The organism is Clostridium ljungdahlii, assembly GCF_001636845.1.
In the GTDB taxonomy this organism is placed as follows: domain Bacteria; phylum Bacillota; class Clostridia; order Clostridiales; family Clostridiaceae; genus Clostridium_B; species Clostridium_B ljungdahlii_A.
The window spans coordinates 1-26,410 of record NZ_LITT01000023.1 but is presented as its reverse complement, the minus strand read 5'-3'; the positions used below and the strand labels follow the sequence as shown (position 1 = coordinate 26,410).

27 protein-coding genes, 1 pseudogene and 1 other annotated feature are annotated in these 26,410 nt (G+C 30.1%); of the genes and pseudogenes, 8 read left to right on the top strand and 20 right to left on the bottom strand.

The genetic code is table 11. The features are described 5' to 3' along the window. Positions 1 to 23: 23 nt before the first annotated feature. Entirely contained in the window at positions 24 to 533 is a 510-nt protein-coding gene (nrdG, locus tag WY13_RS09885; RefSeq protein ID WP_063555511.1) for an anaerobic ribonucleoside-triphosphate reductase activating protein, read from the bottom strand. Positions 534 to 579: 46 nt separating this feature from the next. After that, positions 580 to 2,685 carry an anaerobic ribonucleoside triphosphate reductase gene (locus tag WY13_RS09880; RefSeq protein ID WP_063555510.1) on the bottom strand — a complete coding sequence of 702 codons (2,106 nt, stop codon included), beginning with the start codon at positions 2,683 to 2,685 and terminating at the stop codon, positions 580 to 582. A 235-nt stretch (positions 2,686 to 2,920) separates the two neighbouring features. Between WY13_RS09880 and WY13_RS09875 the strand changes: the two genes are divergently transcribed. Beyond that, positions 2,921 to 3,106: a hypothetical protein gene (locus WY13_RS09875; protein ID WP_063555509.1), complete on the top strand. Its 186-nt coding sequence runs from the start codon at positions 2,921 to 2,923 to the stop codon at positions 3,104 to 3,106. A 101-nt stretch (positions 3,107 to 3,207) separates the two neighbouring features. Here WY13_RS09875 and WY13_RS09870 read toward each other — a convergent pair whose 3' ends face one another. The 13 genes and pseudogenes from WY13_RS09870 to WY13_RS09810 all read right to left on the bottom strand — a co-directional run bounded on the left by WY13_RS09870 (position 3,208) and on the right by WY13_RS09810 (position 15,535). Next, entirely contained in the window at positions 3,208 to 3,396 is a 189-nt protein-coding gene (locus tag WY13_RS09870; protein WP_063555508.1) for a ferredoxin, read from the bottom strand. A 106-nt stretch (positions 3,397 to 3,502) separates the two neighbouring features. Beyond that, positions 3,503 to 4,351 (bottom strand): Mrp/NBP35 family ATP-binding protein, encoded by an 849-nt coding sequence (locus WY13_RS09865; RefSeq protein ID WP_063555507.1) that lies wholly within the window; start codon positions 4,349 to 4,351, stop codon positions 3,503 to 3,505. Between the two features lie 63 nt (positions 4,352 to 4,414). After that, on the bottom strand, positions 4,415 to 5,272 hold the full coding sequence (locus WY13_RS09860) for a hypothetical protein (RefSeq protein ID WP_242866457.1): 858 nt from the start codon (positions 5,270 to 5,272) through the stop codon (positions 4,415 to 4,417). 180 nt (positions 5,273 to 5,452) lie between these two features. Next, positions 5,453 to 6,025, bottom strand: a complete 573-nt coding sequence (locus tag WY13_RS09855; RefSeq protein WP_242866436.1) for a hypothetical protein — start codon at positions 6,023 to 6,025, stop codon at positions 5,453 to 5,455. Between the two features lie 27 nt (positions 6,026 to 6,052). Continuing rightward, the gene (locus tag WY13_RS09850; protein WP_063555504.1) at positions 6,053 to 7,366 is read right to left on the bottom strand and encodes a hypothetical protein; all 1,314 of its coding nucleotides are present in this window, start codon (positions 7,364 to 7,366) and stop codon (positions 6,053 to 6,055) included. 98 nt (positions 7,367 to 7,464) lie between these two features. Continuing rightward, positions 7,465 to 8,307 carry a 16S rRNA (adenine(1518)-N(6)/adenine(1519)-N(6))-dimethyltransferase RsmA gene (gene rsmA / locus WY13_RS09845; protein ID WP_063555503.1) on the bottom strand — a complete coding sequence of 281 codons (843 nt, stop codon included), beginning with the start codon at positions 8,305 to 8,307 and terminating at the stop codon, positions 7,465 to 7,467. Beyond that, a complete protein-coding gene (gene rnmV, locus WY13_RS09840; RefSeq protein WP_063555502.1) occupies positions 8,300 to 8,863 on the bottom strand; it encodes a ribonuclease M5 in 564 nt (187 codons plus the stop codon). Before rnmV ends, rsmA begins: the two co-directional genes overlap by 8 nt. Before the next feature lie 108 nt (positions 8,864 to 8,971). Then, positions 8,972 to 10,012: a 3D domain-containing protein gene (locus WY13_RS09835; RefSeq protein WP_063555501.1), complete on the bottom strand. Its 1,041-nt coding sequence runs from the start codon at positions 10,010 to 10,012 to the stop codon at positions 8,972 to 8,974. Between the two features lie 325 nt (positions 10,013 to 10,337). Then, on the bottom strand, positions 10,338 to 11,114 hold the full coding sequence (locus tag WY13_RS09830) for a TatD family hydrolase (RefSeq protein WP_013236864.1): 777 nt from the start codon (positions 11,112 to 11,114) through the stop codon (positions 10,338 to 10,340). 344 nt (positions 11,115 to 11,458) lie between these two features. Then, positions 11,459 to 13,396 (bottom strand): annotated as a pseudogene (gene metG, locus WY13_RS09825) (methionine--tRNA ligase); the annotation flags it as partial. A gap of 85 nt (positions 13,397 to 13,481) precedes the next feature. Continuing rightward, positions 13,482 to 13,720 (bottom strand) — a binding site (T-box leader). 22 nt (positions 13,721 to 13,742) lie between these two features. Continuing rightward, positions 13,743 to 14,321 carry a uracil-DNA glycosylase gene (locus WY13_RS09820; RefSeq protein ID WP_063555499.1) on the bottom strand — a complete coding sequence of 193 codons (579 nt, stop codon included), beginning with the start codon at positions 14,319 to 14,321 and terminating at the stop codon, positions 13,743 to 13,745. A gap of 93 nt (positions 14,322 to 14,414) precedes the next feature. Then, positions 14,415 to 14,933 (bottom strand): spore maturation protein, encoded by a 519-nt coding sequence (locus WY13_RS09815; RefSeq protein WP_063555498.1) that lies wholly within the window; start codon positions 14,931 to 14,933, stop codon positions 14,415 to 14,417. Positions 14,934 to 14,959: 26 nt separating this feature from the next. Next, positions 14,960 to 15,535, bottom strand: coding sequence for a nucleoside recognition domain-containing protein (locus WY13_RS09810; RefSeq protein ID WP_063555497.1), 576 nt, complete (start codon positions 15,533 to 15,535; stop codon positions 14,960 to 14,962). Positions 15,536 to 15,715: 180 nt separating this feature from the next. Between WY13_RS09810 and WY13_RS09805 the strand changes: the two genes are divergently transcribed. Both WY13_RS09805 and WY13_RS09800 read left to right on the top strand, forming a co-directional pair. Then, positions 15,716 to 15,958: a hypothetical protein gene (locus tag WY13_RS09805; RefSeq protein WP_063555496.1), complete on the top strand. Its 243-nt coding sequence runs from the start codon at positions 15,716 to 15,718 to the stop codon at positions 15,956 to 15,958. Positions 15,959 to 15,970: 12 nt separating this feature from the next. Then, on the top strand, positions 15,971 to 16,156 hold the full coding sequence (locus tag WY13_RS09800) for a hypothetical protein (protein WP_063555495.1): 186 nt from the start codon (positions 15,971 to 15,973) through the stop codon (positions 16,154 to 16,156). A gap of 54 nt (positions 16,157 to 16,210) precedes the next feature. Here the strand turns inward: WY13_RS09800 and WY13_RS09795 are convergent, their stop codons facing one another. The 3 genes from WY13_RS09795 to WY13_RS09785 all read right to left on the bottom strand — a co-directional run bounded on the left by WY13_RS09795 (position 16,211) and on the right by WY13_RS09785 (position 19,804). After that, positions 16,211 to 17,707, bottom strand: coding sequence for a glucosaminidase domain-containing protein (locus WY13_RS09795; RefSeq protein ID WP_063555494.1), 1,497 nt, complete (start codon positions 17,705 to 17,707; stop codon positions 16,211 to 16,213). A gap of 70 nt (positions 17,708 to 17,777) precedes the next feature. Continuing rightward, positions 17,778 to 18,680, bottom strand: coding sequence for a polysaccharide deacetylase family protein (locus WY13_RS09790; protein WP_063555493.1), 903 nt, complete (start codon positions 18,678 to 18,680; stop codon positions 17,778 to 17,780). Positions 18,681 to 18,850: 170 nt separating this feature from the next. Then, the gene (locus tag WY13_RS09785) at positions 18,851 to 19,804 is read right to left on the bottom strand and encodes a polysaccharide deacetylase family protein (protein ID WP_063555492.1); all 954 of its coding nucleotides are present in this window, start codon (positions 19,802 to 19,804) and stop codon (positions 18,851 to 18,853) included. Between the two features lie 910 nt (positions 19,805 to 20,714). Between WY13_RS09785 and WY13_RS20980 the strand changes: the two genes are divergently transcribed. Together WY13_RS20980 and ispF are read left to right on the top strand one after the other, a co-directional pair. Further along, positions 20,715 to 20,891 carry a hypothetical protein gene (locus WY13_RS20980; RefSeq protein WP_156499015.1) on the top strand — a complete coding sequence of 59 codons (177 nt, stop codon included), beginning with the start codon at positions 20,715 to 20,717 and terminating at the stop codon, positions 20,889 to 20,891. A gap of 69 nt (positions 20,892 to 20,960) precedes the next feature. After that, positions 20,961 to 21,440 carry a 2-C-methyl-D-erythritol 2,4-cyclodiphosphate synthase gene (gene ispF / locus WY13_RS09780; protein WP_063555491.1) on the top strand — a complete coding sequence of 160 codons (480 nt, stop codon included), beginning with the start codon at positions 20,961 to 20,963 and terminating at the stop codon, positions 21,438 to 21,440. Between the two features lie 89 nt (positions 21,441 to 21,529). Here the strand turns inward: ispF and WY13_RS09775 are convergent, their stop codons facing one another. Then, positions 21,530 to 22,123, bottom strand: coding sequence for a DUF1836 domain-containing protein (locus WY13_RS09775; RefSeq protein ID WP_063555490.1), 594 nt, complete (start codon positions 22,121 to 22,123; stop codon positions 21,530 to 21,532). A gap of 315 nt (positions 22,124 to 22,438) precedes the next feature. Here WY13_RS09775 and WY13_RS09770 point away from each other — a divergent pair, with 315 nt between their 5' ends. The 3 genes from WY13_RS09770 to WY13_RS09760 are packed head-to-tail and all read left to right on the top strand — an operon-like array spanning position 22,439 to position 24,357. Continuing rightward, on the top strand, positions 22,439 to 23,029 hold the full coding sequence (locus WY13_RS09770) for a hypothetical protein (protein WP_063555489.1): 591 nt from the start codon (positions 22,439 to 22,441) through the stop codon (positions 23,027 to 23,029). A gap of 15 nt (positions 23,030 to 23,044) precedes the next feature. After that, the gene (locus WY13_RS09765; RefSeq protein ID WP_063555488.1) at positions 23,045 to 23,695 is read left to right on the top strand and encodes a PspA/IM30 family protein; all 651 of its coding nucleotides are present in this window, start codon (positions 23,045 to 23,047) and stop codon (positions 23,693 to 23,695) included. A gap of 8 nt (positions 23,696 to 23,703) precedes the next feature. After that, complete coding sequence (locus WY13_RS09760; protein WP_063555487.1) at positions 23,704 to 24,357, top strand: hypothetical protein; 654 nt, start codon at positions 23,704 to 23,706, stop codon at positions 24,355 to 24,357. A 199-nt stretch (positions 24,358 to 24,556) separates the two neighbouring features. On the opposite strand, the gene WY13_RS09755 is transcribed toward WY13_RS09760, so the two are convergent. Further along, positions 24,557 to 25,948, bottom strand: a complete 1,392-nt coding sequence (locus WY13_RS09755; RefSeq protein WP_063555486.1) for an HDIG domain-containing metalloprotein — start codon at positions 25,946 to 25,948, stop codon at positions 24,557 to 24,559. Positions 25,949 to 26,410: the final 462 nt, after the last annotated feature.

The following is a 26,410-nucleotide window of genomic DNA, read 5'->3' as shown; positions in this document are numbered from 1 at the left end:
ATAATATATTTAGCTAAAGTTTTTCAACTAAAAATCAATACTACTATATCATTGGAATCTAAACTCTTCTTTACATCAATAATTCTTTGATTACTGGATCCTTTAAATTTTAATTTTGTATCTTTATTGTTCTCTTCAAATTTTCCATCCACTAGCACATCTACATTATTTAAAAGACATTTCCTTGCCGTATCTGAGCCATTAACTATAGATTCAAAAGTGTACCCTGTATAACACCATATATTTAAATTTAATTCTTTAATTTTAGCAGCCATGTATGCAAATTCTTCAGGTTGTTCAAATGGGTCACCACCTGAAAATGTAACTCCACTTACCATAGGATTATCTTTAATATCGCAAACCAGTTTATCTATATCTTTTAGCTGACCGCCTTTAAAGTCATGGGTAGATGGGTTAAAACATCCTTTACAGTTATGTCTACATCCCTGAGCAAAAAATACCCGTCTCATTCCAGGGCCATTAACTAGGCTCTCATAAGCAATACCTGCCAATCTAATTTTTTTGCCCCCCATTGATTTTTCCTCCTTTTTATACATTGGATTAGTTAACTACTAGGCTTTAACAATATACATGTTTATTGCTTCCCTGGGATATTCTATCTCTTCTTTCTGCTGTCTTACCTTCTCCAAATCTTTCATCCAAAGATAAATATCCTGTAACCCTTGATATACCTTGTATATTGTTGCCTCCACATTTAGGGCAGACATCTTCCCCATGCATATAAGTTCCGCATTCCTTACAATACCTTATGTGAAAGTTTATCCCTATATAACTTATATTCGTATTATCATAAGCATAGTCAATTATACTTTTAACAACCTCTTCTGATGGATAATCATCAACTTCTATATAACTTATGTGACCTCCATTACAAAGTTTGTGATAAGGAGCCTCTATATCAATTTTGTCTTTTATAGATATTGGATATCCTACAGGTATATGGTAAGAATTAGTATAATACTCTTTGTCTGTAACTCCAGGTATTTCTCCAAATATTTTCTTATCATGTACTATAAACTTTCCACTTAATCCTTCGGCTGGTGTAGCATAGCAGCTCCAATTTAAATGTGTTTCCTCTATAAGCTTATCTGTATAATTCCTTATATATGTAATTATCTTTATCCCAAGTTCTCTTGAACTCTCATCCTCACCATGGTGTCTCCCAGTTAATGCAATTAATGTTTCAGCAAGTCCTATAAACCCAATAGCCCAAGTACCCTGTTTCAATATTGGTTCTATCGAATCTTCTGACTTTAAGTTCTCCGCACCTTTCATAAGTTTCTGACCTGCTACAAAAGGTAAATCTTTAACTCTGAGTCTCTTTAAAATGCCATATCTGTGCATTAAAGATTCCTTTGCTAACTCTAATTTTCCTTGTAATAATTCAAAGAATTTATTTGTATTTCCCTTAGATAAAATTCCAAGCCTAGGTAAATTAATAGTAACAGGAGCTATATTACCTCTACCCTTCACCCCTGGATCTCCATTTACATTTGAGCAGACATAAGTACGGCATCCCATAGTTGCAGGTATTACACCTTTATCATAATATGCTTTATTAAAATCAGCATCTAAATTCATAAAAGTAGGATTCATTCTCTTTGAAGCTACCCTGCATGCAATTTTAAATAAATAATAATAAGGATCTTCTTGATTTTTATTTACGCCTTTTTTAACCCTAAATATTATATTAGGAAATATAGGTTGTTCTCCTCTTCCAAGTCCTTTTTCATATTCCGTCAAAAATACCTCACATACAAGAGCTGCATCCTTTGAGGTTGGTATACCTATGTTTAGTGAACTAAAAGGTACCTGTGATCCTGCCCTAGAATGCATGGTATTAAGATTATAGATTATTCCCTGCATAGCCTGCTCTATACTTCTTCTTAATTTCTTTTCAGAAATATCCTTTATTTTTTCCTCTTCTACTCTCATTTCCTTGAGGTTCTTTAATATTTCCCTTCTTGTAGGTTCAACAAAAATAGCCATATCATTATCGAAATCCGGGTGAGACTGTCCACCAAACATATCATTTTGTGCTGACTGCAGTAATATACAAGAAAGTTCTGCAGCAGATTCTATTCTCTTAGGAGTTCTTATGTTTCCATATCCTGTATTAAATCCATCTAAAAGCATTTCCTTTGTTGGTATATGAAGGCAATTTACAGTTAAGTTATAAGAATCTAAGTCATGATAATATATATCACCATTTTCATGAGCCTTAGCTAAATGTTTAGGCATAGTAGCTAAATTATGCCACTTGTTAGACTCACTGGCAATCCTCAAGAGCTTGGCACTAAAGTTATTTCCAACATTTGCATTATCTCTGTCTGTTTGAACTCCTATTTTATCAATAGCCTTCATAAGATCAGACTTTATTTCCCTTATATCATTTCGTTCTCTTCTATAATTTGAATAAGCTAATCCAATTTTAACATAGCCTTTCTTCATAAGTACTTCTTCAACTATATTCTGTATATCTTCTACATTTACTTCCTTAAGATTAAGATTTTCTATATTTTCTGTGACCTTCTGAGTTAAATCAATAAATTCACTTTCTTTTAAATCAAAACCTATTTCATCACAAGATCCTTTTATGGCATTGGTTATCTTAATGGAATCAAAGGGAACCTTTCTACCATCTCTTTTCACAACATGTAGCATACGCTTTCCTCCCAACTACTATATATTGTATAAACGACTTGATTATTATACCTTGCCATATATAAAAAAGCAATTTATAAATTGAGCTTTATTTTTACTTTAAACCTATAAAAACCTATAAAGCACACTTTTTAATTGAAATGCATCAAATACCTATAAGATAAAATTTCTAGGAATAATATTTAAAAATATAGATAAAAATAACACATATAATCTTATCTTTAGGAGGACTTTCATGATCGGCAAAATAATTGATATGAATATTACAGACGCACTTGTAAGTTTTCAAGATGGTACTACTGCTAGCGTAGGGACTACTCATTTACCACCCGATTCTAGAATAGGTGATAGGATAAACATTCATCCCATATCTGAAGTTACATTAAATGACAAGTATAACCAGCATCCAGTTTTGTTTTAATCCTAATTGATATGCTGTATGAAAAACTGTGGTACATTTTTATCACAAATAGTTTTTGAAAGTTTAGGGGATTATGTAATTTTTTACATAATCCCCTTTTCCTAGCTTACCTTAATAGCGCAAACAGGACAACTGTCCTCTGCGTCTTTCGCAGCGTCCTCTGCTTCTCCTGGAACATTATCTTCAATTGCCTTAGCTTTTTCGTCATCATCCATCTGAAAAACCTCTGGACATATACTAGGACATAACCCACATCCTATGCAAGTGTCTTTATCAACTACAGCTTTCATACTATTCTCCTGTTATTAATAACAAGTTTTCACTCCTCGCTATATAATTAGTTACTTTAAAGTACACCTTATATTATCCCAAAAATAATGCTTATTATAATAATTTCTATTTTAATTTTTTTATAAAGTTATTAAGTAAATCATTATATTCCAATGAATTTGATATGTATTCTTCTGCCTTTTTAGCTTCCATATTTTTTACCAGATCAGAATTTATTGGCATTTCAGCAAGAAGTTCTAATCCAAGGTAATCAGCTTGTTCTTTCGCTGAATTTTCACTAAATAGCCTTACTTTTTCACCACATTTTCCACATTTAACATAGGACATATTCTCTACTACACCTAATATATTTACCTTTAGGTCTTCTGCCATTATAACAACCTTTTTTACTATCATAGATACCATGTCCTGAGGAGTAGATACTATTATAACACCTTCCATTGGAATTTCCTGCATCACAGTAAGAGCTACATCTCCAGTACCTGGAGGCATATCTATAAGCAAATAATCTAATTCTCCCCAACTTGTATCTGAATACATCTGTTTTAACACTCCTGTTATCATAGGTGCCCTCCATATAACAGGTTGTTCTTCCTCTTCTGTTAAAAGATTTAATGATATAACTTTTATTCCTGAAGAAGATTCTACTGGAGAAAACTTTATTTCTTCACTTTCCCCCACTTGTAGTATATCAGCCCTTTTATCGTTTATTCCAAAAAATCTAGGCATAGATGGACCTGTTATATCTCCATCAAGTACTCCCACCTTATATCCAGAGTTTCTTAATTTTGATGCTAATATTCCCGTAACTGTAGACTTACCTACTCCACCTTTTCCACTCATAATACCTATTATATGCTTTATGTCTCCATACTTAGGCAATATGTATTTACATCCACCTTTATCATCTTTACTGCACTGTGATTTACTTGAACAACCATCGCAATTACTCAAATCATTTTTCCTCCTTTTATATAGTTAATCCACATTAAATTTTAAGCAACATTTCCTATATTTTTAAAAACCATTAGGCTTATTTTCCGATATGCTCTTGTTCCATCCGCCACTACTGTATGTATCCTGTACATAATAAACCTTCTCACTTTGATTTTGTCTATCAAAAAATGTAACAGTCATTTTATACAATGTGGATTTATAACCTTCTGTTTTTATTGTTACCCACACATCATAATTATCTTCATCATTATTTCCAATGTTTGCATTTTTAAATTTACTAGTAAGATCTGATTTAAATTCTTCCTGTTCAGTAGAAAGTATAAATCTTTGGGCATCTATGTCATCTTTTAAATTTATTCCTATTTTCTTAGTTTTATCTTTTTCACTAAAATATTTATTTAATGTATCCATTATGGACCCATAGTACACTGATTTAAAGTCACTTGGCGGCATCCTTGTATTCCAAAAATTATTTATCATATCGTTGTCTATTCTATTTGATACTATATATGCCTGACCTTTGCTATAGAGATTCCCTAAATCTTTCTTATCAAGTCCCGCTATATAACTAAACTTGTGAACTTTATTGTTTCCTTCATCTATTTCAAATACATAATCAGGATCCAACGATGATTTTTTTGATACTTTTTTAGCAGAAGATAGTATATCGTACAAATTTTTAATGGTACTTTGATCAGTAACTACAAATTTAAATCCCTGATCCCTTGTATTTTGAATAATTACCTGTTTAACTTTTCCCTGCTGTTTCATATATTCAAAATCCGAATTTTTTAAACCTGCCTTAACTTTTAATTGATCCAATTTACTACATCCACACAATAAGGTCACAGGTATTAAAATGCAGGATATTATAAATATATTTAATCTTTTTTTGATAGTCTTATCCAATTTTTTCACCCACTGCAGAATTTTCAAGAATTCAATATGCAAAAATTATATTTACAAATACATTCTAGTCTTCAGCGAGGGATTCTCACCCCTTTCTATCTTAATGAAATCTATGATTATTATACCATAATTAGTATAAAAAAATCCCCTTTCATATAATAAACCTGAAGGGGATAAACCTTATATTTTCTAATTATATTCTAAAGTTTTAACAATAACCTCAAATATAGTAGGCATGTTTTCTTTGAAATTTGATTCTTTTACAAAAAAAGAAAATCTGCAAAATTGTTTTCCTTCTTCTGTAAAGTATTCTATACACTTATAACTATCTCCGATTTCCTTTGTAATTGTATACTTAAGTAAATATCCTTTCCTACCATTCATATAAATTTGTTTTATAGAATAGTCTTTGTACAAATTTTGTTTTTGGGATATACTCTTACTATTTTGTAAAAATAATTTTAAGTCACCTTTTAAATTCCATACTTCAACAAAACCATTTATCGCATTGTCATCACTCTTAAAATCACTATGATATAATATTTCATCCCCAAATGTGTCCTGATTTCTACAGGTCCACCGTGATGGCAGTTTATACAGCAGCCTGCCTTCTAGACCTTTATATTGAGTAAGAGATTCCATATTATTTTGAATAAGAGCTGTAAACTTTAGTCTCATATCAAAATTTTTTTCAAGTCCTAAAAGCACTATCATAAGTCCTATTATAATTATAGTAACCCCAATTTTTTTTTTATTTATCACTATTAATCTCATAATAAGTGACCAATATTACTTTCTAACAGGTATTACTATAGTATTTGCTCTAAAGTCATAAAACATAAGCCAATGGCCCATCGTATCTTTATCCTTTAGGGGTATCCATGTAACAAATCCAGATTTTCCTCCATAAGGTTGATCCTTTCTGCTTTTAGTTCCTGGAATTCCATATATCAAATATTTTACCCTGTCATTTTTATCACATTTATAACCTGCTAAATAATAATTATATTTTTTTATATATGGATAATATCCTACCATAGGATAATATATATAAGAATATTTATTATAATCAGTGGTATTATACATATCATCCATAGAACTTATAGGTACCTTACTCCATACACACCTTTTTAATTCCTTATTGATATCTTTTATTTCCTTAAAGCCACTCATAAGTTGTGTAAAAAACTTTCCTTCTGGACCTTTAGGATAACTTCTAGGTACATTATCTTTTTCACATTCTCTCTGACATCTATTTAAGTTTAATTTTTTATGGCATCTTAATCGGGATTCATCCACATATATTGAGCTATCATTATTTCTTTTTTCTTTAGAATTTATGTTTTTGTCTTCATTTTTTCCTGTATTATTAGATTTTGAGTTATCTTCGATAATCTCTTCTTCCATCACTTCAGCATCTACTTGAACTTCTTTATTTTCTTCTTCACTTTCCAATTTATTAACTTTCTCAGATTCCTCTTGCTCTTCTTTTTCTTCTTCTTGTTCTTCTCTATAAGAATCTTTTTCTTCTATTTCTATATTTTCTTTAACTTCTTCTTCGTCTTCTTTGGCTTTCTCTATAATATCCTCATACTGATCAAATACACTCTTTGCTTCAGTTTTTTCTGGTTTTTCTACTTCACTTACTTCGGTTTCTTCTAAATCTTTGCTTTTATTTTGAGATACCGGAAATGCTTTCCACTCAGGTATTTCCGTACTTGCAAACCCGCTCATTACAGATATTATGTTATCATCCACCATTCTCACTATGGCAGCTCCTGACACCTTATCCATAGCTATGCCACTTCCTGCTACATCATTTGCAGCATATTCATAACATATATCTGCTCTTCCATAATCATCTATGTTCATTTCACCAATTTTGATTATATTTTTTATATCTTTTTTATTACATATTAGCATCATGTAATAGGGTGTTTTTTCTTTTTTTAAATTTTGTACATAATAAGATATTTTACACTTATCATTTTTCATCTCCAACTTTGCATATCCTGAAGCAATTTTGTCAGAAGCTAAAGAGTATCCTTTTTCATCTTCTTGTAATATTATAAAATATCTACTATAACTCTTTTTTTGTGCCAACTTCTATACCTCCATATATTATATTCATTATAATATATGAGATAACTTTCAAAAAGTGAACAAATAGTTTTAACTTATCTTTAAAAACATGTCGCATTTTAATGTATACATATGTCATATATACAATCAGATAATCTTCCAAACTCTTCTATAGATAGGGTTTCACCCCTTCTCTTTTCATCAATTTCAGCTTTTTTAAAAGCAGCTTCCATATCTTCTTTAGGAACTTTTAAAGTCTTTACAGCATTCCAGAGGGTTTTTCTCCTCATATTAAATGAACATCTTACTACTTTAAAAAATAATTTTTCGTCTTTCACCTTAACTCTAGGTTCATCAAGTTTGGTTAGCTTTATAACTATAGATTCTACTTTCGGCCTTGGAATAAATGATAGAGGACTTACTTTTCTTATTACTTCAACATCACAATAATATTGCACAAGAATCGAAAGTGCTCCATATTGTTTGCAATCAGGTTCTGATGCAATTCTCTCTCCTACTTCTTTTTGTATCATTATAGTAAGAGTCTTAAAATTGTAGTTTTCATTCAACAATCGTGAAATAATAGGAGTTGTAACATAGTAGGGTAAATTCGCAACAATTTTCACATTTTTTTCATCATCTATTATCTCATTAAAATCTATTTTAAGTGCATCTTTATGTATCAACTGAAAATTTTTAAAGTCTTTTAGTTCTTCTTTTAAAATTGGAATTAAATCCGAATCCAATTCAATAGCACATACTTTACCTGCCTTTTTCAAAAGTTCTCTTGTTAAAGTTCCTACACCAGGTCCTATTTCTATAATAAGATCCTCCTTATTTATGTCAGCACTATTTACTATGTCATCCAATACTGTGTTATCTATTAAAAAATTTTGTCCCAAGCTTTTTGAAAATTTAAATCCATATTTTTTTACTATATCTGCAGTAGATAAATCATTCATTGTGTTTCTCCTTATCTATTATATTATTTACTTTACTTATAGCCTCTTTAAATTCCTCTTTTGTTATTCCATAATCATTTAGTCTATTTAGAAACTGAGAAGTATTACAATATCCTACTCCAAGTTCCTTTCCCATCATATCCCTCTTTGCCTTGGAATTTGATTTTCCTGTCAATCCAAAGAACACCATATCGCTTATTTCAAATTCCTCTCTTTTTTCCTTTACCTCATATTTGGCATTTTTCAAAGCCTTTATTATAGTTTCTGGGGAAGCATTTTCAACCCCAATATCTCCATTTTTTATACCATCTTTCTGAGATATATAAGCATGCTTTATTCCCTTTACCCTTTTAGATATAATCTGCCTTATTTTATTTCCTGCAAAATCCGGATCCGTAAATACTATAACGCCCTGTCTTTTTTGAGCTTCTTTTATTTTATCTATAATTTTTTTATTTATTCCAAAACCCCCTACAGCTATAAGCTGAGCATCAACCGCCCTTTTAACTGCAGTTATATCATCTCTTCCTTCAACCACTATTACTTCCTTAATCATAAATGTCCTCCTATTTTATTAAATCTATTATTATAGATAATAGATTTCCTATACTTATACTCGAAAATATTTTCATAAAATTGAAAGAAAAAATAGGAGCATATGCTCCTACCTAATTACATAAACATTAACCCATCTTACACCCCAGTTGTCTACTTCTGAGCTAGAATCAAAAAATAAATCTAATCTATTTCCCTTGATAGCTCCACCTGTATCTTCTGCTATAGCATAGCCATAACCTTCTATATAAAGCTTCGTACCAAGTGGTATTACTCTAGGATCAACTGCTACTGAACTATAATCTCCATTATTTCTCCTGGCTACAGTGCCAGATGCAGTTATACCAAATGCTGGATCTCCAGGACTCTTACCTGTACTGGCATAATCTGCAGTATATGCAGTTGCCCTCATTTGCAGTGATTCAACATAGTTAAGATTAGTTCCTCTAGACGGAGTATAATTAGTCAATGTTCCTATGGCTATGACTTTTTGTACTGGCTGCTTTTTTATGATTTCACTAATTACTTTTTTCGAAACCTCTTTACCATTTTGGTATACAACCCTAGTCACAGTCTCCTTCTCTCCATTTTGTCCTTCTTGCACAACCTTTTTAGTTCCATTTTCAACCTGCTCGTCACTTTTCAAAATTGTGTCATAGTTTATAGGTCTGTCCTCTTTTATGTCTTTTGTTTTAACCCTAGTCACTACTACATTCATTCCTTTTTTCAACTCATGTTTCCTGGATGGATATACTATATCAAGTTTTGAAATTCCTATCTTTTCTGCCTTTAACATATCTTCAACATTATTCTCGGCAGACTCTAAATTCAACTTTTTATTGTCAGCTTCTACTTTAACTTTTACTACTCTTTTGATTTTCAATGTGGTGTTATTCTCCACCCTGCTGTCTAGACTAGGCTTCACTTTATCCTTAGGCCCTATACTAATTCCACTATTATCGAGAACTTTTCTATAAGTACTACAAAACGTAGTAATCCTTTTACTACTTCCATCTACTGAAACAACTATCGTCTTTCTTGTACTAAATACTACTCCGATTAAAACAGATAAAATTACAACTGCAATAATTTCTACTCTAAGGCCAATTGGAAAATATTTTTTCAAGTAAGTCTTGAACTTTTCCACCATAAAAATACCTCCTCTGGGCGAGAGCGACATACTCCATTATAAATGGAACCCAAAATCATGTCAAATATCACTCTGCATTAAGACTGTTATAAAATGTTAAATGCAGCCTTGTGCATAAAACTATAAATAAAATAATTATTTATGATTCCGATATTATACTTCATGAGTAAATAACTCGCATTAAATCTACTAATTAGAGTTCCCTACTCAACTTACAGTCTATGCTATTTTTTGGTGGTTTAAAGTGCCTATTATATAAACTATGCTGTTAAATGTTTTTTTATTACTAAAAATAGATTTAATAAAACCTCTCTTTAATTTTACACTATTTTACCATATTAAGCAACTGTTTCATGTTAAAAATTGTTAATTGGCTTATTTTACTATCCTCTACGCCTTTGATTTCAGCTATCTTAGCTATAATAAATTTTATATATTCAGATCTATTCCTCTTTCCTCTAAAAGGAACTGGAGCCATATAGGGACAGTCTGTCTCAACTAAAATTCTATCAAAGGGTACTTCCCTTGCAACTTCAACAGCTTTCTTTGCGTTTTTGAAAGTTACTACCCCTGTAAATCCTATGTAATATCCTAATTTTAAAAATTCCCTTGCAATTTCAACACTTCCAGAAAAGCAATGTATTTCTCCAATAACATTCTTAAACTGTTTTACTATATTTAAAGTATCTTCATGAGCTTCCCTATCGTGTATAATTACTGGTAATTTTAATTCATCCGCTAATTTCATCTGCTTTATAAATACAGCTTTTTGTACTTCTTTCGGAGGATTTTCTTTGTAATAATAGTCAAGCCCTATCTCCCCAATTGCCTTTACTTTTTTATTTTTAGCTAAAATTTTTAATTCTTCTAATATATCATCAGTAAATATGTCAGAATATTCAGGATGCACTCCTACTGCTGCATAAAACATATCATGTTTATCCGCTAATTTAACAGATGCTCTAGCTCCTTCAATAGAAGAACCACAATTTAATACTCCAACTATATTGTTTTTCTTCAACTCTTCTATTACTTTGTCCCTATCTTCGTCAAATTCTTCATCATCATAATGCGCATGGGCATCAAATATATTTAGTTCCATATAACTTCTCCTAACTTAATTTTAAATTCTTTCACAGTTTAAAAATAATGCGAAGCAAAGCTTCGCAAGTTAAGAATTAATAATGAAAAATTAATAGTGAAGGATGATTTTTAGCTGTCGCAAAAAATCTTTAAATTTATATAAGTCAGCGCTTAGTAATGTTTTGCTTTAGCAAAACGAGTCTTCAAAAATTTAATTAAAGATTTTTTGTAGTGTAACGAAAAAAATCCACATTAACTATTAATTCTTCATTCTTAACTATTAATTAAAAAAGTTGCTTTGCAATTTTTTTATATTAAATCAAAATTTCTTATGTGCCAGAGTTGAATTGCATAAAATTCACATTACCTTACTGTGCTTCCACTTGGGATTTCATCAGAAAGTGATAGTATGGATAATTTACTATCATCATCTGAAGCTGCAGATAATATCATTCCTTCTGAAATTTCGCCTTTTAATTTTACAGGTTTTAAATTTGCTACAAATACTACATATTTGCCTACAAGTTCTTCTGGCTTATAATACTTTGCAATTCCTGAAACTACCTGCCTCTGTTCCTTTCCCATTTGAAGTTGAAATTTAAGTAGTTTATTGGATCCTTTTATGTTTTCACATTTTAAAACTTTAGCAACTCTTAAATCTATTTTATCAAAATCATCTATAGTTATTTGTTTTTTTAAAGATTTTTCATTGGAACCCTGTGCTGCTTTTTTTTCTTCTTTTAGTTTATTTAATTCCTCTATTTTTTTATCTACATCTATTCTAGGAAATAATAATTCTCCCTTGCTTATCTTTGTTCCAGCTTTAGTTCCATTAAAAGAGGCTATACTATCCCAAGAAACAACGTTTGTATTAAGTTGTTTATACATTTTAGTGCTTGTTTCAGGTAAATATGGAGAAACACATACAGATATTATTCTAAGTGACTCTAAAAGATTGTAAAGCACTGTTCCAAGCCTATCTTTTTTAGCCTCATCTTTAGCTAATATCCATGGTGTAGTTTCATCTATATATTTGTTTGATCTAGTTATAAGATTCCATATACTATCTAAAGCTTCTGGTATTCTTAAATTATCCATATTCTTTTCTATACTTACAGGAGTTTCCAAAGCCAACTTTATAAGTTCATCGTCAATTTGCTCTTTTCTTACTGGCGCAGGTACTATTCCATCAAAATATTTTTCAACCATAGCACAAGTTCTAGATAATAAATTTCCCAAATCATTAGCTAAATCTGCATTAATTCTTTTTATAAATATTTCATTGTTAAATAATCCATCTGAACCAAATGGTATTTCCCTTAATAGATAATATCTAACAGCATCTGCACCAAAATTATCTACCAAAACTACAGGATCTACTACATTTCCCTTTGACTTTGACATTTTTCCACCATCTACCAGAAGCCATCCGTGTCCGAATACCTTTTTAGGAACAGGAAGTCCTAATGCCATAAGCATTATAGGCCAATAAATCGTATGAAATCTCAGTATATCTTTACCAACTAGATGCACATCTGCTGGCCAATACTTATTGTACAATTCTTCATTTTCACTTCCATATCCAAGTGCTGTTATATAATTTGCAAGCGCATCTATCCAAACATATATCACGTGTTTTTCATCAAAAGTTACAGGTATTCCCCAATTGAAAGATGTCCTAGAAACACACAAGTCTTGAAGACCAGGCCTTAAAAAATTATTTAACATCTCATTTTTTCTAGATTCAGGCTGTATAAAATCAGGATGATCCTCAATATACTTTATAAGTTTAGGAGCATATTTGGACATTTTAAAGAAATATGCTTCTTCCTTAGTTTTTTCTACTGGCCTTCCACAATCAGGGCACTTACCGTCTACTGCTTGGGTTTCTGTCCAAAATGATTCACAAGGTGTACAATATAACCCTTCATAACTTCCCTTATATATATCACCTTGGTCATACAATTTCTTAAATATTTTTTGAACTGCCTTAACATGGTAGTCCTCTGTAGTTCGTATAAACTTGTCATAGCTTATATTCATCATATCCCACAGCTTTTTAATTCCAGCAACTATTTCGTCTACATATTCTATAGGAGTAACGCCCTTTGCTTCAGCTAATCTCTGAATCTTCTGTCCATGTTCATCTGTTCCTGTCAAAAGCATAACATCATAACCTGTAAGCCTTTTAAATCTTGCAAGAGCATCTGCTGCTACAGTAGTATAGGTGTTTCCTATATGAAGATTTGCAGATGGATAATAAATTGGCGTAGTAATATAATAAGTTTTCTTGGTCATGTTTTTCTCTCCCTTTTTCTTCTAGTTTTATTGTATTTCTAATTATTTTTTCATATAAAAAAGCCTCTATGTGGAAAAATCTTTTCCACATAGAGGCGTAAATTACGCTTTACCACTCTACTTTACTTTTACTTCACAATAAAAGCATCATTAAGTAACTATTAATTACCTTGTAATGTAACGGTTACTACCGTACCACTCTACTATTATTTCAAGTGATATACTCTAGAGCCATGTTCATAAACTTTATTGCATTCGGCTCTCACCAAAATCTGCCGACTCTCTTTGTGCAAACTAATTTACTACTCTTTCCTTCACAGTATTTAACAATATAATATGTCATATAATTTTATGTGTCAACATTTTTTGTTTGAAAAATCTCTTCATTTTTCTCTTTTATACTTTTTAAATCTTCCCAAAATGCAGCTTTTTTATTCGCATCTCTCAAAACTGCTGAAGGATGAAAAGTTGCAGTCATATAAAAGCCTTTTCTTTCAATCCACTTTCCCCTATCTCTTGTAATTCTCCAGTCCTTTCCCAATATACATCCCATGGCAGTTGCACCAAGACAAACTATTATTTTGGGCTTTACAAGTGCTACTTGATTTCTCAAATAAGGAATACAAGCTTTTTCTTCTTCTTCATAAGGTGTCCTATTGTTCTTGGGTCTGCACTTGCAAATATTACATATGTAATAATCTCTTTCTCTATGTAGATCCAGAGCAAGAAGAGCTTTCGTCAAAAGCTGACCTGCCCTACCTACAAAAGGTATTCCCGTTCTATCCTCATCTGCTCCTGGCGCTTCTCCTATAAACATGATATGTGCCTTAGGATTTCCATCTCCAAAAACCATATTAGTTCTGTTATCTCCTAAACTACATTTGCGACAATTTAAACATTCTTCATAGAGCTCTTTCCACCTTAACAACTTAACTCACATCCCGAATAATTATGAATTATACTATATATTATACAACTAATTATTATAAGGTAAAATATAAAATTTCATACCAATTTTCAATTAAAACATAATTCTAGTTACTATAACTGCTGTGATTATTGCAGTTATATCTGCCATTACTGCTGCCCAAAGGGTATGCCTTATTTTTTTTATACCAACCGCTCCAAAATAAATTGTAAGAGTATAAAATATGGTTTCCGTAGAACCCATAATTATAGAAGAAATTCTACCTATGTAACTATCTGGTCCAAATTTACTTAAAGTTTCAGCAAATATTCCAAGAGCTCCACTGCCTGATAATGGCTTTACAAGCACAAGAGGTACTACTTCAGGAGGAAGTCCTATAAATTTCACTACAGGCTTTACAAATTCTATAAAGTAATCTAAAGCTTTAGATTCCCTAAAAACCCCTACTGCTATTATCATGGCTAATAGGTACGGAAATATCTTAATACATATATCTATCCCTTCCTTGGCTCCTTCTACAAAACATTCATATACTCTAACTTTTTTCATTTGACCATAGGTAACCATAAATATAATAATTATTGGTATTATAGCTTTTATTATGTACTTCACACTACTCTACTCCTTTTAAAATAAAGTTAAAAATATCTCTGGAGAATTTTACAACATACTACTCCTACTATTGCAGATATAGTAGTTGTAATTATAGCTGGTATTATTGTTTCTGCAGGATTTTTAGATCCCATTGCCGCCCTTATGGATATAACCGTAGTTGGAACGAACTGTATGCAAGCTGCATTTAAAACTAAAAAAAGTGCCATATCATCACTTGCTTCTTCTTTCTTTTTATTGAGATTACTAAGCTCATACATAGCTTTTATTCCAAAAGGAGTGGCTGCATTAGATAATCCCATCATATTAGCAGTTAAGTTCATAACTATTGGCCCTATAGCTCTTTCATCTTTAGATGCATCCTTAAACAAAATTTTCAAAATGGGTCTCATTAAACTTGCTATTTTATTCATAAGCCCACTTTTCTCTGCTATTTTCATTACTCCGCACCAGAGACACATTATTCCCAAAAGACTTATCATAAGTTTTACTGAAGCATCTGAAGAAGCTATAATGGACTTGGACACTGCCTCTCCCCTTCCAGATAATATTCCAAACCCTATTCCAAAAGCTAAAATAAAAAACCATATAATGTTTATCACAATATAACCACTCCCCCTATAATCCAAAATATACAAATATTTATCATATAACTAATATATGATAATAAGAATATAAAATTACCTATAAGCAGATGGATTTTATAGAGATGAAATCATTGAAAATCCCTTTTAATAGTGTTACCATTTATGTTGTGATAATTTTTAAATTGGAGGTTAATAATGACCATTAGAGATATAATGAAATATATAGAAAGTGAATATCTAGTTATAAATGATACTCCCTGTGAAATATGTGGAGGAGAATATTTAGCTGAAAATTCAAATGTATCCATAGTTGATGGTATCCCCTACGATGTTTGTAATTGTGTATGTTCAGAATGCGGCCATGAAAAAACTTTTCAATTTTGTGCACCATTTGTAGAAGATGAAGATTTATCAAAAATAAAAAATATATTAAATTAAGGAGAATTATTAATGAAAGAAAACACTTTAAATTTGGCTCAACGAGATATCGACGAAGCTCTGTCAGTTATTGAAAGTTTGGAAAAGGCCATAGTAAGCGACAACTCACAGAATCAGGTATTGAAAGACAAATTTCATCTTCTTTACGACAAAGTAAACGAATTGGAAAATATACTAAAAAGTGAAGGAATCATTTAAATAAAAAACACTATCTAATCATCATTGATTTTGATAGTGTTTTTACTATATTTATTACTTATATTTAGGTATTTCAAATTCTAATGTTAAATTAGAACCTGCTGTTATATCCTGCATTTCCTTTATTATATCTGGTATTTGTTTATATGCCCAAGATATATCTGTAGCATACTCATGCTGTCCGGGACTTCCAGGATCCCACCTCATTTTATAAAGAGTGTTTTGATTTGTTGATGGATTGTTTATATACCACTTTCCTATCCACTGTGCTCCACCTGAAATAGCACTCTCTACAGTAGTCCATCCATTCTCATATGCAGTTTTAGTTCCATTTAAAACAGCATTATCGTCTGTAGCATTTATTCCGAAGAAATTATATACAGGTACTCCATAAATATAATTTCCATTACTATCCGTTGCTCCACCATTTGCAAGCTTAGAAGTACCATTTCCTGTTTCAAGCATAGCATGTGAAACTAAATAAGCTACACTTATATTATTATTTTTAGCTGCATCTAAAAATGCTTGTCCTTTCCCATCAAAAATTCCTTTTCCTTTTAGAAAATTATTTAGACTATCTACTGTAACTCCATCAGAATATGTAAGCTTTAAAAATTGATATTTACCATAACTGTCAAGAAAATTATTTGGATCAGCATAATATTTTATCTGGTTTTTAGTTGCAGCATTATCCATTACATTGGCTGCTACAAATACAGGTGTACTATCTGAATTTAACTGCGTATTTACCATATCATCTAAAGATATATCATAGTTTGCATATTCATTTGACCCAGTATCTATACTATCCACACATCTAAAGTAATCTACAAAATAATTATCATACTCTGTATTTCCATCTTTATGAGCTCCAGTAGCTCCTGTCCTTTTCACATAAATTACTGCTTTATATTTTTGACCGTTAGTACCTGCACTCAACGTTTTCAAAGATGTTATTTTTCCACTATCCTCGCTAGTATATCCATTTGTAAGTTCAGTGTAATTTCCATCTTTATCGTTTTGTCCATTTACAAAAATTCTATATTGTACATCTGATGAACTATCACATTGTATAAAAAAGCCTTGTTTCTCGGATGACAAAAGCGATGCATATTCAAATTTATTGGAAGTTATTTTAGGAAGATCTGTATAACTTGTCCCATCTGAATATTTATTACTTGTAGTAAACTGCATGCTTAAAGGGTTGGACAAATTTTTCCCTGAAACTGATTTTAATCCTTCCCCTATAACAAGATTATATTTTTCACTTGGATCATATCCTGATACTTTAGGACTTACCAGTATAGTACTTGGATCATTTCCCAAAGTTACTGCCACAGGAACCTGAGCATTATTCTCATCAGTAACTTGTATGTTAGTACTATTTACAGTACTTGGCTCCAAATTGCTGCTGAATTTAACAGTCCACTCTTTATTGGTATCAATGTTTATCCTAGGAGATCCCAGCGAAGAATCTGCAGATACCTTAAATTGAAAAGCCACTAGTGCAAAAGCTGCTGTTATTATAAGTGTCTTTACATTCTTATTCAATTTTTACCCCCCAAAATATCTTAATTATAATCATTCTATTACTTGAACATATTACCCTAGATAAAAGTCTTTACTTATTGGTATTTTCGTAATTACTATTTGTAAGTCGTCTTTTAAATTCATTCATTCCATATCTTTCACTTACATATACTCTACGCAAAGTATATATTCCTTGGTCTTTATTAGCCCACCCCCCTACTGTAGTAAAAGCCATGCTGTATCCTTCTGCCTTTAAAGCTTTTATAGCATTTTCATTCCATTTGCCATAAGGATATGCAATATATTTTATTTTTTTATTAAGAAGTTTTTCTAAGAATTCCTTTGAATCCTTTAAAGTCTGTATTTGTTTGTCATAAGTTAACCTATCCAGCTTATCATGATTTACTGTGTGGCTTTCAATATCCATGCCATAACTATCCATCTGCTTTAACTCACTGGAAGTTAAAAAATCTTTCTCATTATTTATACTACTTGTAATCATAAACACGGTAGCCTTAAATCCAAACTCCTTTAAAATAGGAAAAGCATTTTCATAGTTATCCTTATATCCATCATCAAAAGTTATTACTACCGATTTATTAGGCACTGGTTTATTATAGACCAAAAAATTATAAAATTCATTTAAAGTAAGGGTAGTATATCCATTGTCTTTTAAATACTTCATCTGTTCTCTAAATTTTTCCTTTGGCACCCTTAATTCATTTCCCTTTTCATAATCTATGGAATGATAATATAAAATAGGAATAGATTGAGAGTTATATTTTAAATTTTTCCCTGTGAATTCTCTATCCTTAACACGTGACATTTTTATATTTGTTTGATTTTTTTTATCAGACTTTACATTTGATTTATTATCGACTTTTTTTTGGTCATTTGAAGATACATTTTTAGTTTTGTAAACACTATGTGCACCAATTATGAAGAAAATCAATAAAACTAGAGCAATTAAAGCCTTTATATTTTTATTTTTCATATTATCGCTTCTTTCCAACCTAACCTGGATAATGCCCGAACTTTTCTCATTAGCTATGTAGATTACAAATTTTCTAGTAAATAAAGTAGATTTTTTCCTGAATTTATTATATCAAACAATCATATACATAAAAAGTTTAATTTCAAAAGTCTATAAGTTGATTTTTTGCTTTAAGCTATTGTTTTAAATTCATACCCCTGGCCTTTTAGATATTCTATAATTTGAGGTAATGCTCTAGCCGTTTCTTCTTTACCATAAGTATCATGCATAAGTATAACAACTTTTTGTTGTGAACCTACACTTCTTTTTACATGTTCTAAAAGCTGATCTGCATTTTTTCTTCTTCCCTCTGCATCAAAATCATAGGCATTCCAATCTATGCTGTACATATCTTTTTCCTTTAGTCGTGCATTAAATTCATTTAAATCAGGATCATGATAGTATACCCTTGACATATACCCTCCTGGAAGTCTTAGTACTCTAGTATTAAAATCTTGTCCAACAATATTCCTTATAGCTGCATTATCCTGTTCAACTTCTGCCATAACAGTACCTACATCAAGTCTATTTCCAGGATATAGCTTTCTCATGCTGTGTGTATAAGTATGATTTCCAATAGCATGTCCCTCTTTTAATATTTCTTTTACTAGTTCCTTACTTTTTTCATTTTTTTCTACATTTTCTCCTAACAGACAAAAGGTTGCTTTCACATTATGATTTTTCAAAGTATTCAATATTATTGGTGTCACAGTAGTAGAAGGTCCATCATCAAAAGTTAGAAATGCTATCTTCTTTCCATCATTTGGAGCCTTATTGTCCAATATATCTTTTACTTTTTGTGCATCATAAGTATATTTCATTCCATCTTCAGATACATTATGTCTAATATTCTTGTCCTTATCTGAACCTTGTTTATTACTATTTTTCACATTGCTTTTAGATACCTTCTTCTCACTAACTTCACTCCCAGCTTTTTTATCAGCAGATATTACCTTATTAGTTTTTGATTTATTCCCATGAAAATAATTATATCCTCCATAGGACAAACCAAAAACTACAATCAATCCAAGTAACATTAATCCACCCTTTTTAAAAATCTTGCTAAAGTTGTTCCTTGTTGTCATTATATATTATCTCCCATCCACTTTTATTAAATTAAGCTCTGCATAAAAATCCTTTCCCTAACATATTAAAACATGTATCTTCATTTTTGTTAAACAAAATATTAACAAATTGTAAATTATTTTAGTTTTTGTCACATTTATAAGACCCATTGTATGTTTGATTTGAAATAAACAGAGTTCTTGGTATCAGATGGAGTTTTAACTCCATCTGATACTTAGAACTCGTTATCCAGGGACGTAGCTGATCTTTACTCACACTTGAGAAGTGGGAGTATTAGAGCAGGTAGTCATCGGATAAAAACTATATTCAACATTATCCACAACATTATTACATATTTTGTGGATAACATGTTATTTTTAAATAATATAAGTTATCTTTTCCCCCTAACTTTCTGTTTAGGGTAAAATTTAAAATCTAATATAATTATCTTATTGCTTCTATATTAAAAAAATACCTCCGAGTATCAGTCTACAACTAGTAGTATCTAATAATATAATAGATACTACTAGTTGTAGACTTTTACACATTATCCACAGATAATATGTTAATAAGTTGTGTTATTAACATATTAGGTATAAAGTAGCATTTATTTATATTTAATTTTTATACTATTTATCCACATTATCCACACTTTTGTGGACAACATGTGGATAACATACTATTTAGTAACACATTTAACCCTATATCCATATAATATTATTAACCACATAGTCACAAAGCTCATAAAACACAACTAACATTTTCCAATACAAAACAATATACCTTTTTATCTCAAAAATTAAGGGGATTACCTGTCCCCTTAATTTTATAATTGTGGTTCAATTAAATATTTTTTGTAATTTTCTTAACATACTTTTAAATTTATGTTATTATTGTAGTAAGATCTTTTTATGGAAGGTGAGGTTATTTATGAAAGATAACGTTATCAAGGTAGATTTTTCAAAAAATAGGAAAAAAGATCCATTTTCACTTCTATTACTAATAAAGAAAACTTATAAGAAATTCTTTTACTCTATGTTTAAACCCTGTAAAACAAAGGATAAAAATAATAAAAATGTGATTCGGAGTTTTAAAGATATATCTTAAGGTGCCATTAAGTGCACCTTTTTATTATGTGTGTTAAAATATAATAAACAAATCTAGGAGGAATTAAATGTGAAAATCGGGCTTGGTTATGATGTCCATAAATTAGTTTATAATAGACCTCTTATTTTAGGAGGTGTAAATATCCCTTTTGAAAAAGGTCTTATGGGACATTCAGATGCAGATGTACTTCTTCATGCAATAATGGATAGTCTCCTTGGAGCCTTATGTCTAGGTGATATCGGCAAGCATTTCCCTGATAATGATGATAAATATAAGAACATATCTAGTCTTAGATTGCTCTCACATGTATCAGCTTTGATTAAAGAAAAAGGATATACTATAGGAAACATAGATTCTATTATAATAGCCGAAAGGCCTAAACTCTCTCCATACATACAAGATATGAGAGTAAATATAGCTAAAACTCTAAATATAACTACATCTGTAATAAGTGTAAAAGCCACTACAGAGGAAGGTCTTGGCTTTACTGGCAAAGGAGAAGGCATAGCTGCTCAAAGCATCTGTTTGTTAACAGCTGATTCAAAATAAGTTACCTATAAAAATAACTTACCTAAATTTAATCTGATAAATCTAGGTAAGTTGCATAAAGTATCACAATAAACTTATTTTTATCCCTTCTATTTTCCTTCATAGTTATTTACTATATTTTGAACTAGTTTCTTAATTGCACTCGCCTGGCAAATTAAAGATATTACCACAAAAAAGATAACTATCCTATCTTCATCCTCGGATTTTAAATTCATATCCTTTACCATGTCTTGAAATTTTTTTTCATTAAAATGTTCTTTATTCATTAAATCATCAAGGCTATTGTTATGCAAATCTGAAAATATCTTATAGGCATTTTCCCATGATATTATATCATCTTCTCCATCATTTATCTCATTAAAGGCAAGCCTGAAAACCTTCTTTATTTCCTCTGTGGTTAATATAGGTCTCATATAACTTAATAAAATGAGCTGTGTCAAATGAACTTTTGTATATCCCCTCTTTTTCCCATCTTCGGGCTTAGATATGACCTCATTTTTAATATAATTCTGTACTATATTATTTGTGTATTTTTCACCCTGAAACTTATCATTTAGATAGTCTGTAACTTGAGATAAAAATAAATCATATCTAGGCAAGTCTTCATAAGGTACTATAGTATTATCTGATATATTCTTAGCAACTTTATTTATATACTCCATGCCAAATTTGTGTTCTTTCATTATTTACAACCTCCAAAATAACAGTTATTTTAACCTTAAAAACCCATATTAATATTATAGGTTATATATATATTCTTTACAAACTCATTATTTATTAAATTCACGGGAATTTGTTACATTTTCTATATAAATCATGTTAAATCATTTTAAATCGTCTTAAATTGCTTATAACAAGTTAATTCAATACTTGTTATAAGTTATATGATACTGTATAATGCTCTCATACTTAATGTTATAAAAATTTAATAATATTAATATCCACTAGCTATAAATATTATGTTACCATATAAGAAAAGATTATTTTCTTTAAGGGGGGTGGCTAAAGTTAAGTTAAATAAAAAACTTTTTATTATATCATTAGTGATGGCTTTTTTGTTCTTATCGGTAGATTTGTTTACACCACAGGGAAATATCTTAAACATAAATAGTAATACTGTATATGCAAGAAGCTCTGGTGGATTTAAATCAAGTGGATTTTCACACAGCACAAGTAGCTTTTCACATAGTAGTAGTTCCAAATCTTCCGGTGGTAGTTTTAAATCGGGTAGTTTTTCTTCCCCTAACTCTACCTATAAACAAAAAAATAGCAGCAATAGTTCTGGAGGAGATTTTAAGTCGGGCAGTTTTTCTAATACACCTAATTCTTCTTCAAAATCTAGTAATCAAAATACTAACCAAAATAATTCTAGCTCCGGTCAAAATTATAGCAGTGGAAGTCATAGATCCTTTTTTCCTATACCTATACCCATCCCTATACCCTGGGGACACAGCTCAAATTATTATGGATATGGTGGAGGTCATAGTCTTTTAGCAAACTTCTTTTGGGGCTTTGTTAAATTTGTAATATTAATTTTAATATTACTATTTATTATAAAAAAAATAAAAAAACTTAAAAACAGAAAATAATGAGGAGGATTTTTTATGGGAGTATTAAAAAGAGTATCAAATATTTTTAGGGCGAAAGTAAACAATACTTTAGATGATATTGAAAACCCTATTGAATTGCTTGATCAAAAACTAAGGGATATGGATGACAGCCTAAACAAAGCTAAATTATCATCAGCACAAATACTAGGCAACGTTCATGAAATTGAAAAGAAAATGGAAGAATCCAAAAGAATATCTACTGAATTTGATGAAAAAGTAAAACTTGCAATGAGCAAAGGAAATGAAGAATTAGCTAAAAAGGCTCTAGCTAGGAAATTAGAAGCTGATAAAAGTTACAGCTCTTTAGAAGCCAGTTACAAAGATGCTTGCCAAAAAGCTGAAGCAGTTAAAAGTAAGTTAAAAGAACTAGAGGAAGAAATACACAAAACCAGAGTATATAGAGATGAGGCTGCAGCAAGATTTAATAATGCAGAAGCCTCTAAAAAAGTAAATGAAATACTATCTAATGTAGAAACAGGAAGCAATAAAATAAATATTGATGACATCGAAAGAAAAATTCAAAAGAAAGAATCTTTGGCTGAAGGATTGGGAGATTTAAGAGAAGAGGATTCTTTAGAAAAAGAATTTAAAAAATTAGATGAAGTTGACCTTGATAAAGAATTGGAAAAATATAAACAAAATTAGGTGATATCATGAGTAAAGCTGACCAGTTCTTAAAATGTGAAAAAGATAAATATGGCAAAATATTTGTAGCTATAAATTATGCCATAGATAACATTTCTCCTTTTTTAGATAAAGATATTTTAAATAGAAGAAAATATGTATCCAAGGTATTAACCTTAAAAAAATATATAGATTTAATTGAAGCTGCACAAGGTGAACTTGATACAGGAGGCTTTTTAAACAAGCTAAAAAGTGATAAATATATTTCTTTACTGGAAGATTATAAAAATGACAATTTAGAATCTTTATCCCAACTTGAGAAATGCAGCACCTGTCAGTGCCTTAACTGTACTTCAGATTGTAAATTTGACAGTTGTCTTGGATGTAAAAGTGGTTCTAAAATCGTAAATTGTGATAAAAAGAAGATAAACATTACAATGCATGATAGCTTTTCTTTAAATCTTACTAACGACAAAACTGGTGAAAGTGATAAGTATACAGTACTGGCCGTTCTTCAAGATGTAGAATTAGACAAAAAATATATAATAATAGAAAATATACGCTCTAAAGAAAAGTTCATACTATATTATTATCCTGGAATTTCAGAAGACAGTTATGGAGAAATTTCCAATGCAGAAGAATTTGACTTTATAGTCTCAACTTTTCAAAGTATAGAAGAATAAACGAATTTTCAGACACTTGTCCACAGAAATCATGAACTTATCAACATTTTCTGTGGATAAGTTCTACATATTGATATTAATACAACACTTTTAATCAAGTTTCAACTTTTATATATTAGCATAAACAAAATTCTAATTTTTCAATCCATAGTACCATAAGCAAGAACTTATCCACATTGTGGATAAGTTCTTGCTTAATTTAAATATAATTGTTATTCATTTTAACCTTTAAATAATTCAATGCTTCTTCTCTAGTTTGTATTTTTCCTAAATATCTAAATCTTGTTACATCCTCAAGAACATTTTTTACTTCAGGCCCTGATATATTTAAAATCCGAATAACATCATTTCCACTTAAAATTTTATTTTCGCTTATACTACAATATAACTCATACTCTTTTAACATGTCTTCAATAAATATTTTAAATCTAACTTTCTCATTTTCAACATCCAAAAGCATTCTTGTAGCATAATTATCACAATATGCAGCAGTTAGTATTTCTATTATATATCCATCATATTTTGAAAAAAACTTATAAAAATCATTCTTCTTATCTTTAGAATTTTGTTTAAAAATCTTTAGTGGATACATATGACCCTCTACTATATTTTCTATATAACTTTCTGCTTTTTTTGGAAATTTCATATTTCTACAGAAATTCCTAGCTATAGCAGCTCCTTTCATTTCATGTCCCCAAAAACTTACCTTGTCTCCGTCCTTTCTATAAGCCTCATATTTACCTATATCATGTAAAAAACAAGCTAAAGACATATACTCTCTCAACTTAAATTCACCTATTTTATCTTCAAACACATGTAAATTTAATCCCTCAACACTTACCTTACCATTTAAGATATCCTTAAATACACAATAAGTTAAATTCATATGGGTAAATACATCTTCTATATGATATGCACATTTTCCTATAGTTTTTAATTCTTCTATATAAGGTATAATATTTTTTAGTATTCCATAGTTATCTAAAATTTCAAAAGCCTTTCCCTGATTATCCTTTTCTAATATAATCATAAATTCTTTAAATACTCTTTCCATAGGCATATCCATTATCCTGTAACCTAATTTTTCAATGTATTTTTCTGTATCCAAATTAAAATGCATTCCATAAGATATATAAAATCTAATACCTCTAAGTATCCTGACAGGATCATTTTCTAAGCTCGTATCCGTTACACTTTTAATTATTCTATTATCAATAGCTCTTCTTCCATAAAAGGGATCAATAACTTTAACTTTATCTCCACTAAGTTTTATAGCTATAGCATTCATAGTAAAATCTCTATTCTTCAAATCCTCCTCAATCGAGCCCCCCTCCATGAGAGATATATCTATTGAATCATTTCCTAACATACATCTATATATACCTATTTCCTGTTTTATAGGGAAAAATTTATATTGTCTATTTTCGAGTTCCTCCATAAATTTTTCAATATTTCCGTTAAATATGAAATCTATATCCTTTGGTTTAGCTGTTATACTAATTAATCTATCTCTTATATATCCACCGACTAAATAAACTTCTCCTCCTACTTTACTTACTACTTCTCTTGTGCTTTTAATAAAGTCTTTCATATAATCCAAATCAATCACCTACTTACTTATTATTTTATCACATAAAAATACTCTATTTCTATAAATAAAATTTCCTTTTTTTAAAATTATCAACATTATGTGTCTAAATAACAGATATATTTTTAAAAAAATAATTTCAATACAATCTACCCTACTTCTATTTATTAAACTGTACATCTTTTATTTTAATATAAATACTCTCTTATATCCATATAGATTATCAATATTAAATTTCTTATCGAAAATTTCGACTTAAAATATTTAATTATCCATTTAGTTACTATTTTATAAAAAATATTTTTTCAAATTTCCTGGTTTTGTACTTAATTTTAATACTTTAAATGAGCAAAAATACTCACATTATTTTACATTGTCTATGCACACTTATTTTTTGACAGTTTAAGAACTTCTAAAATTGCATCTAAGCTAATCCCTTTTTGAGCTTGGATATGAACCCAAATA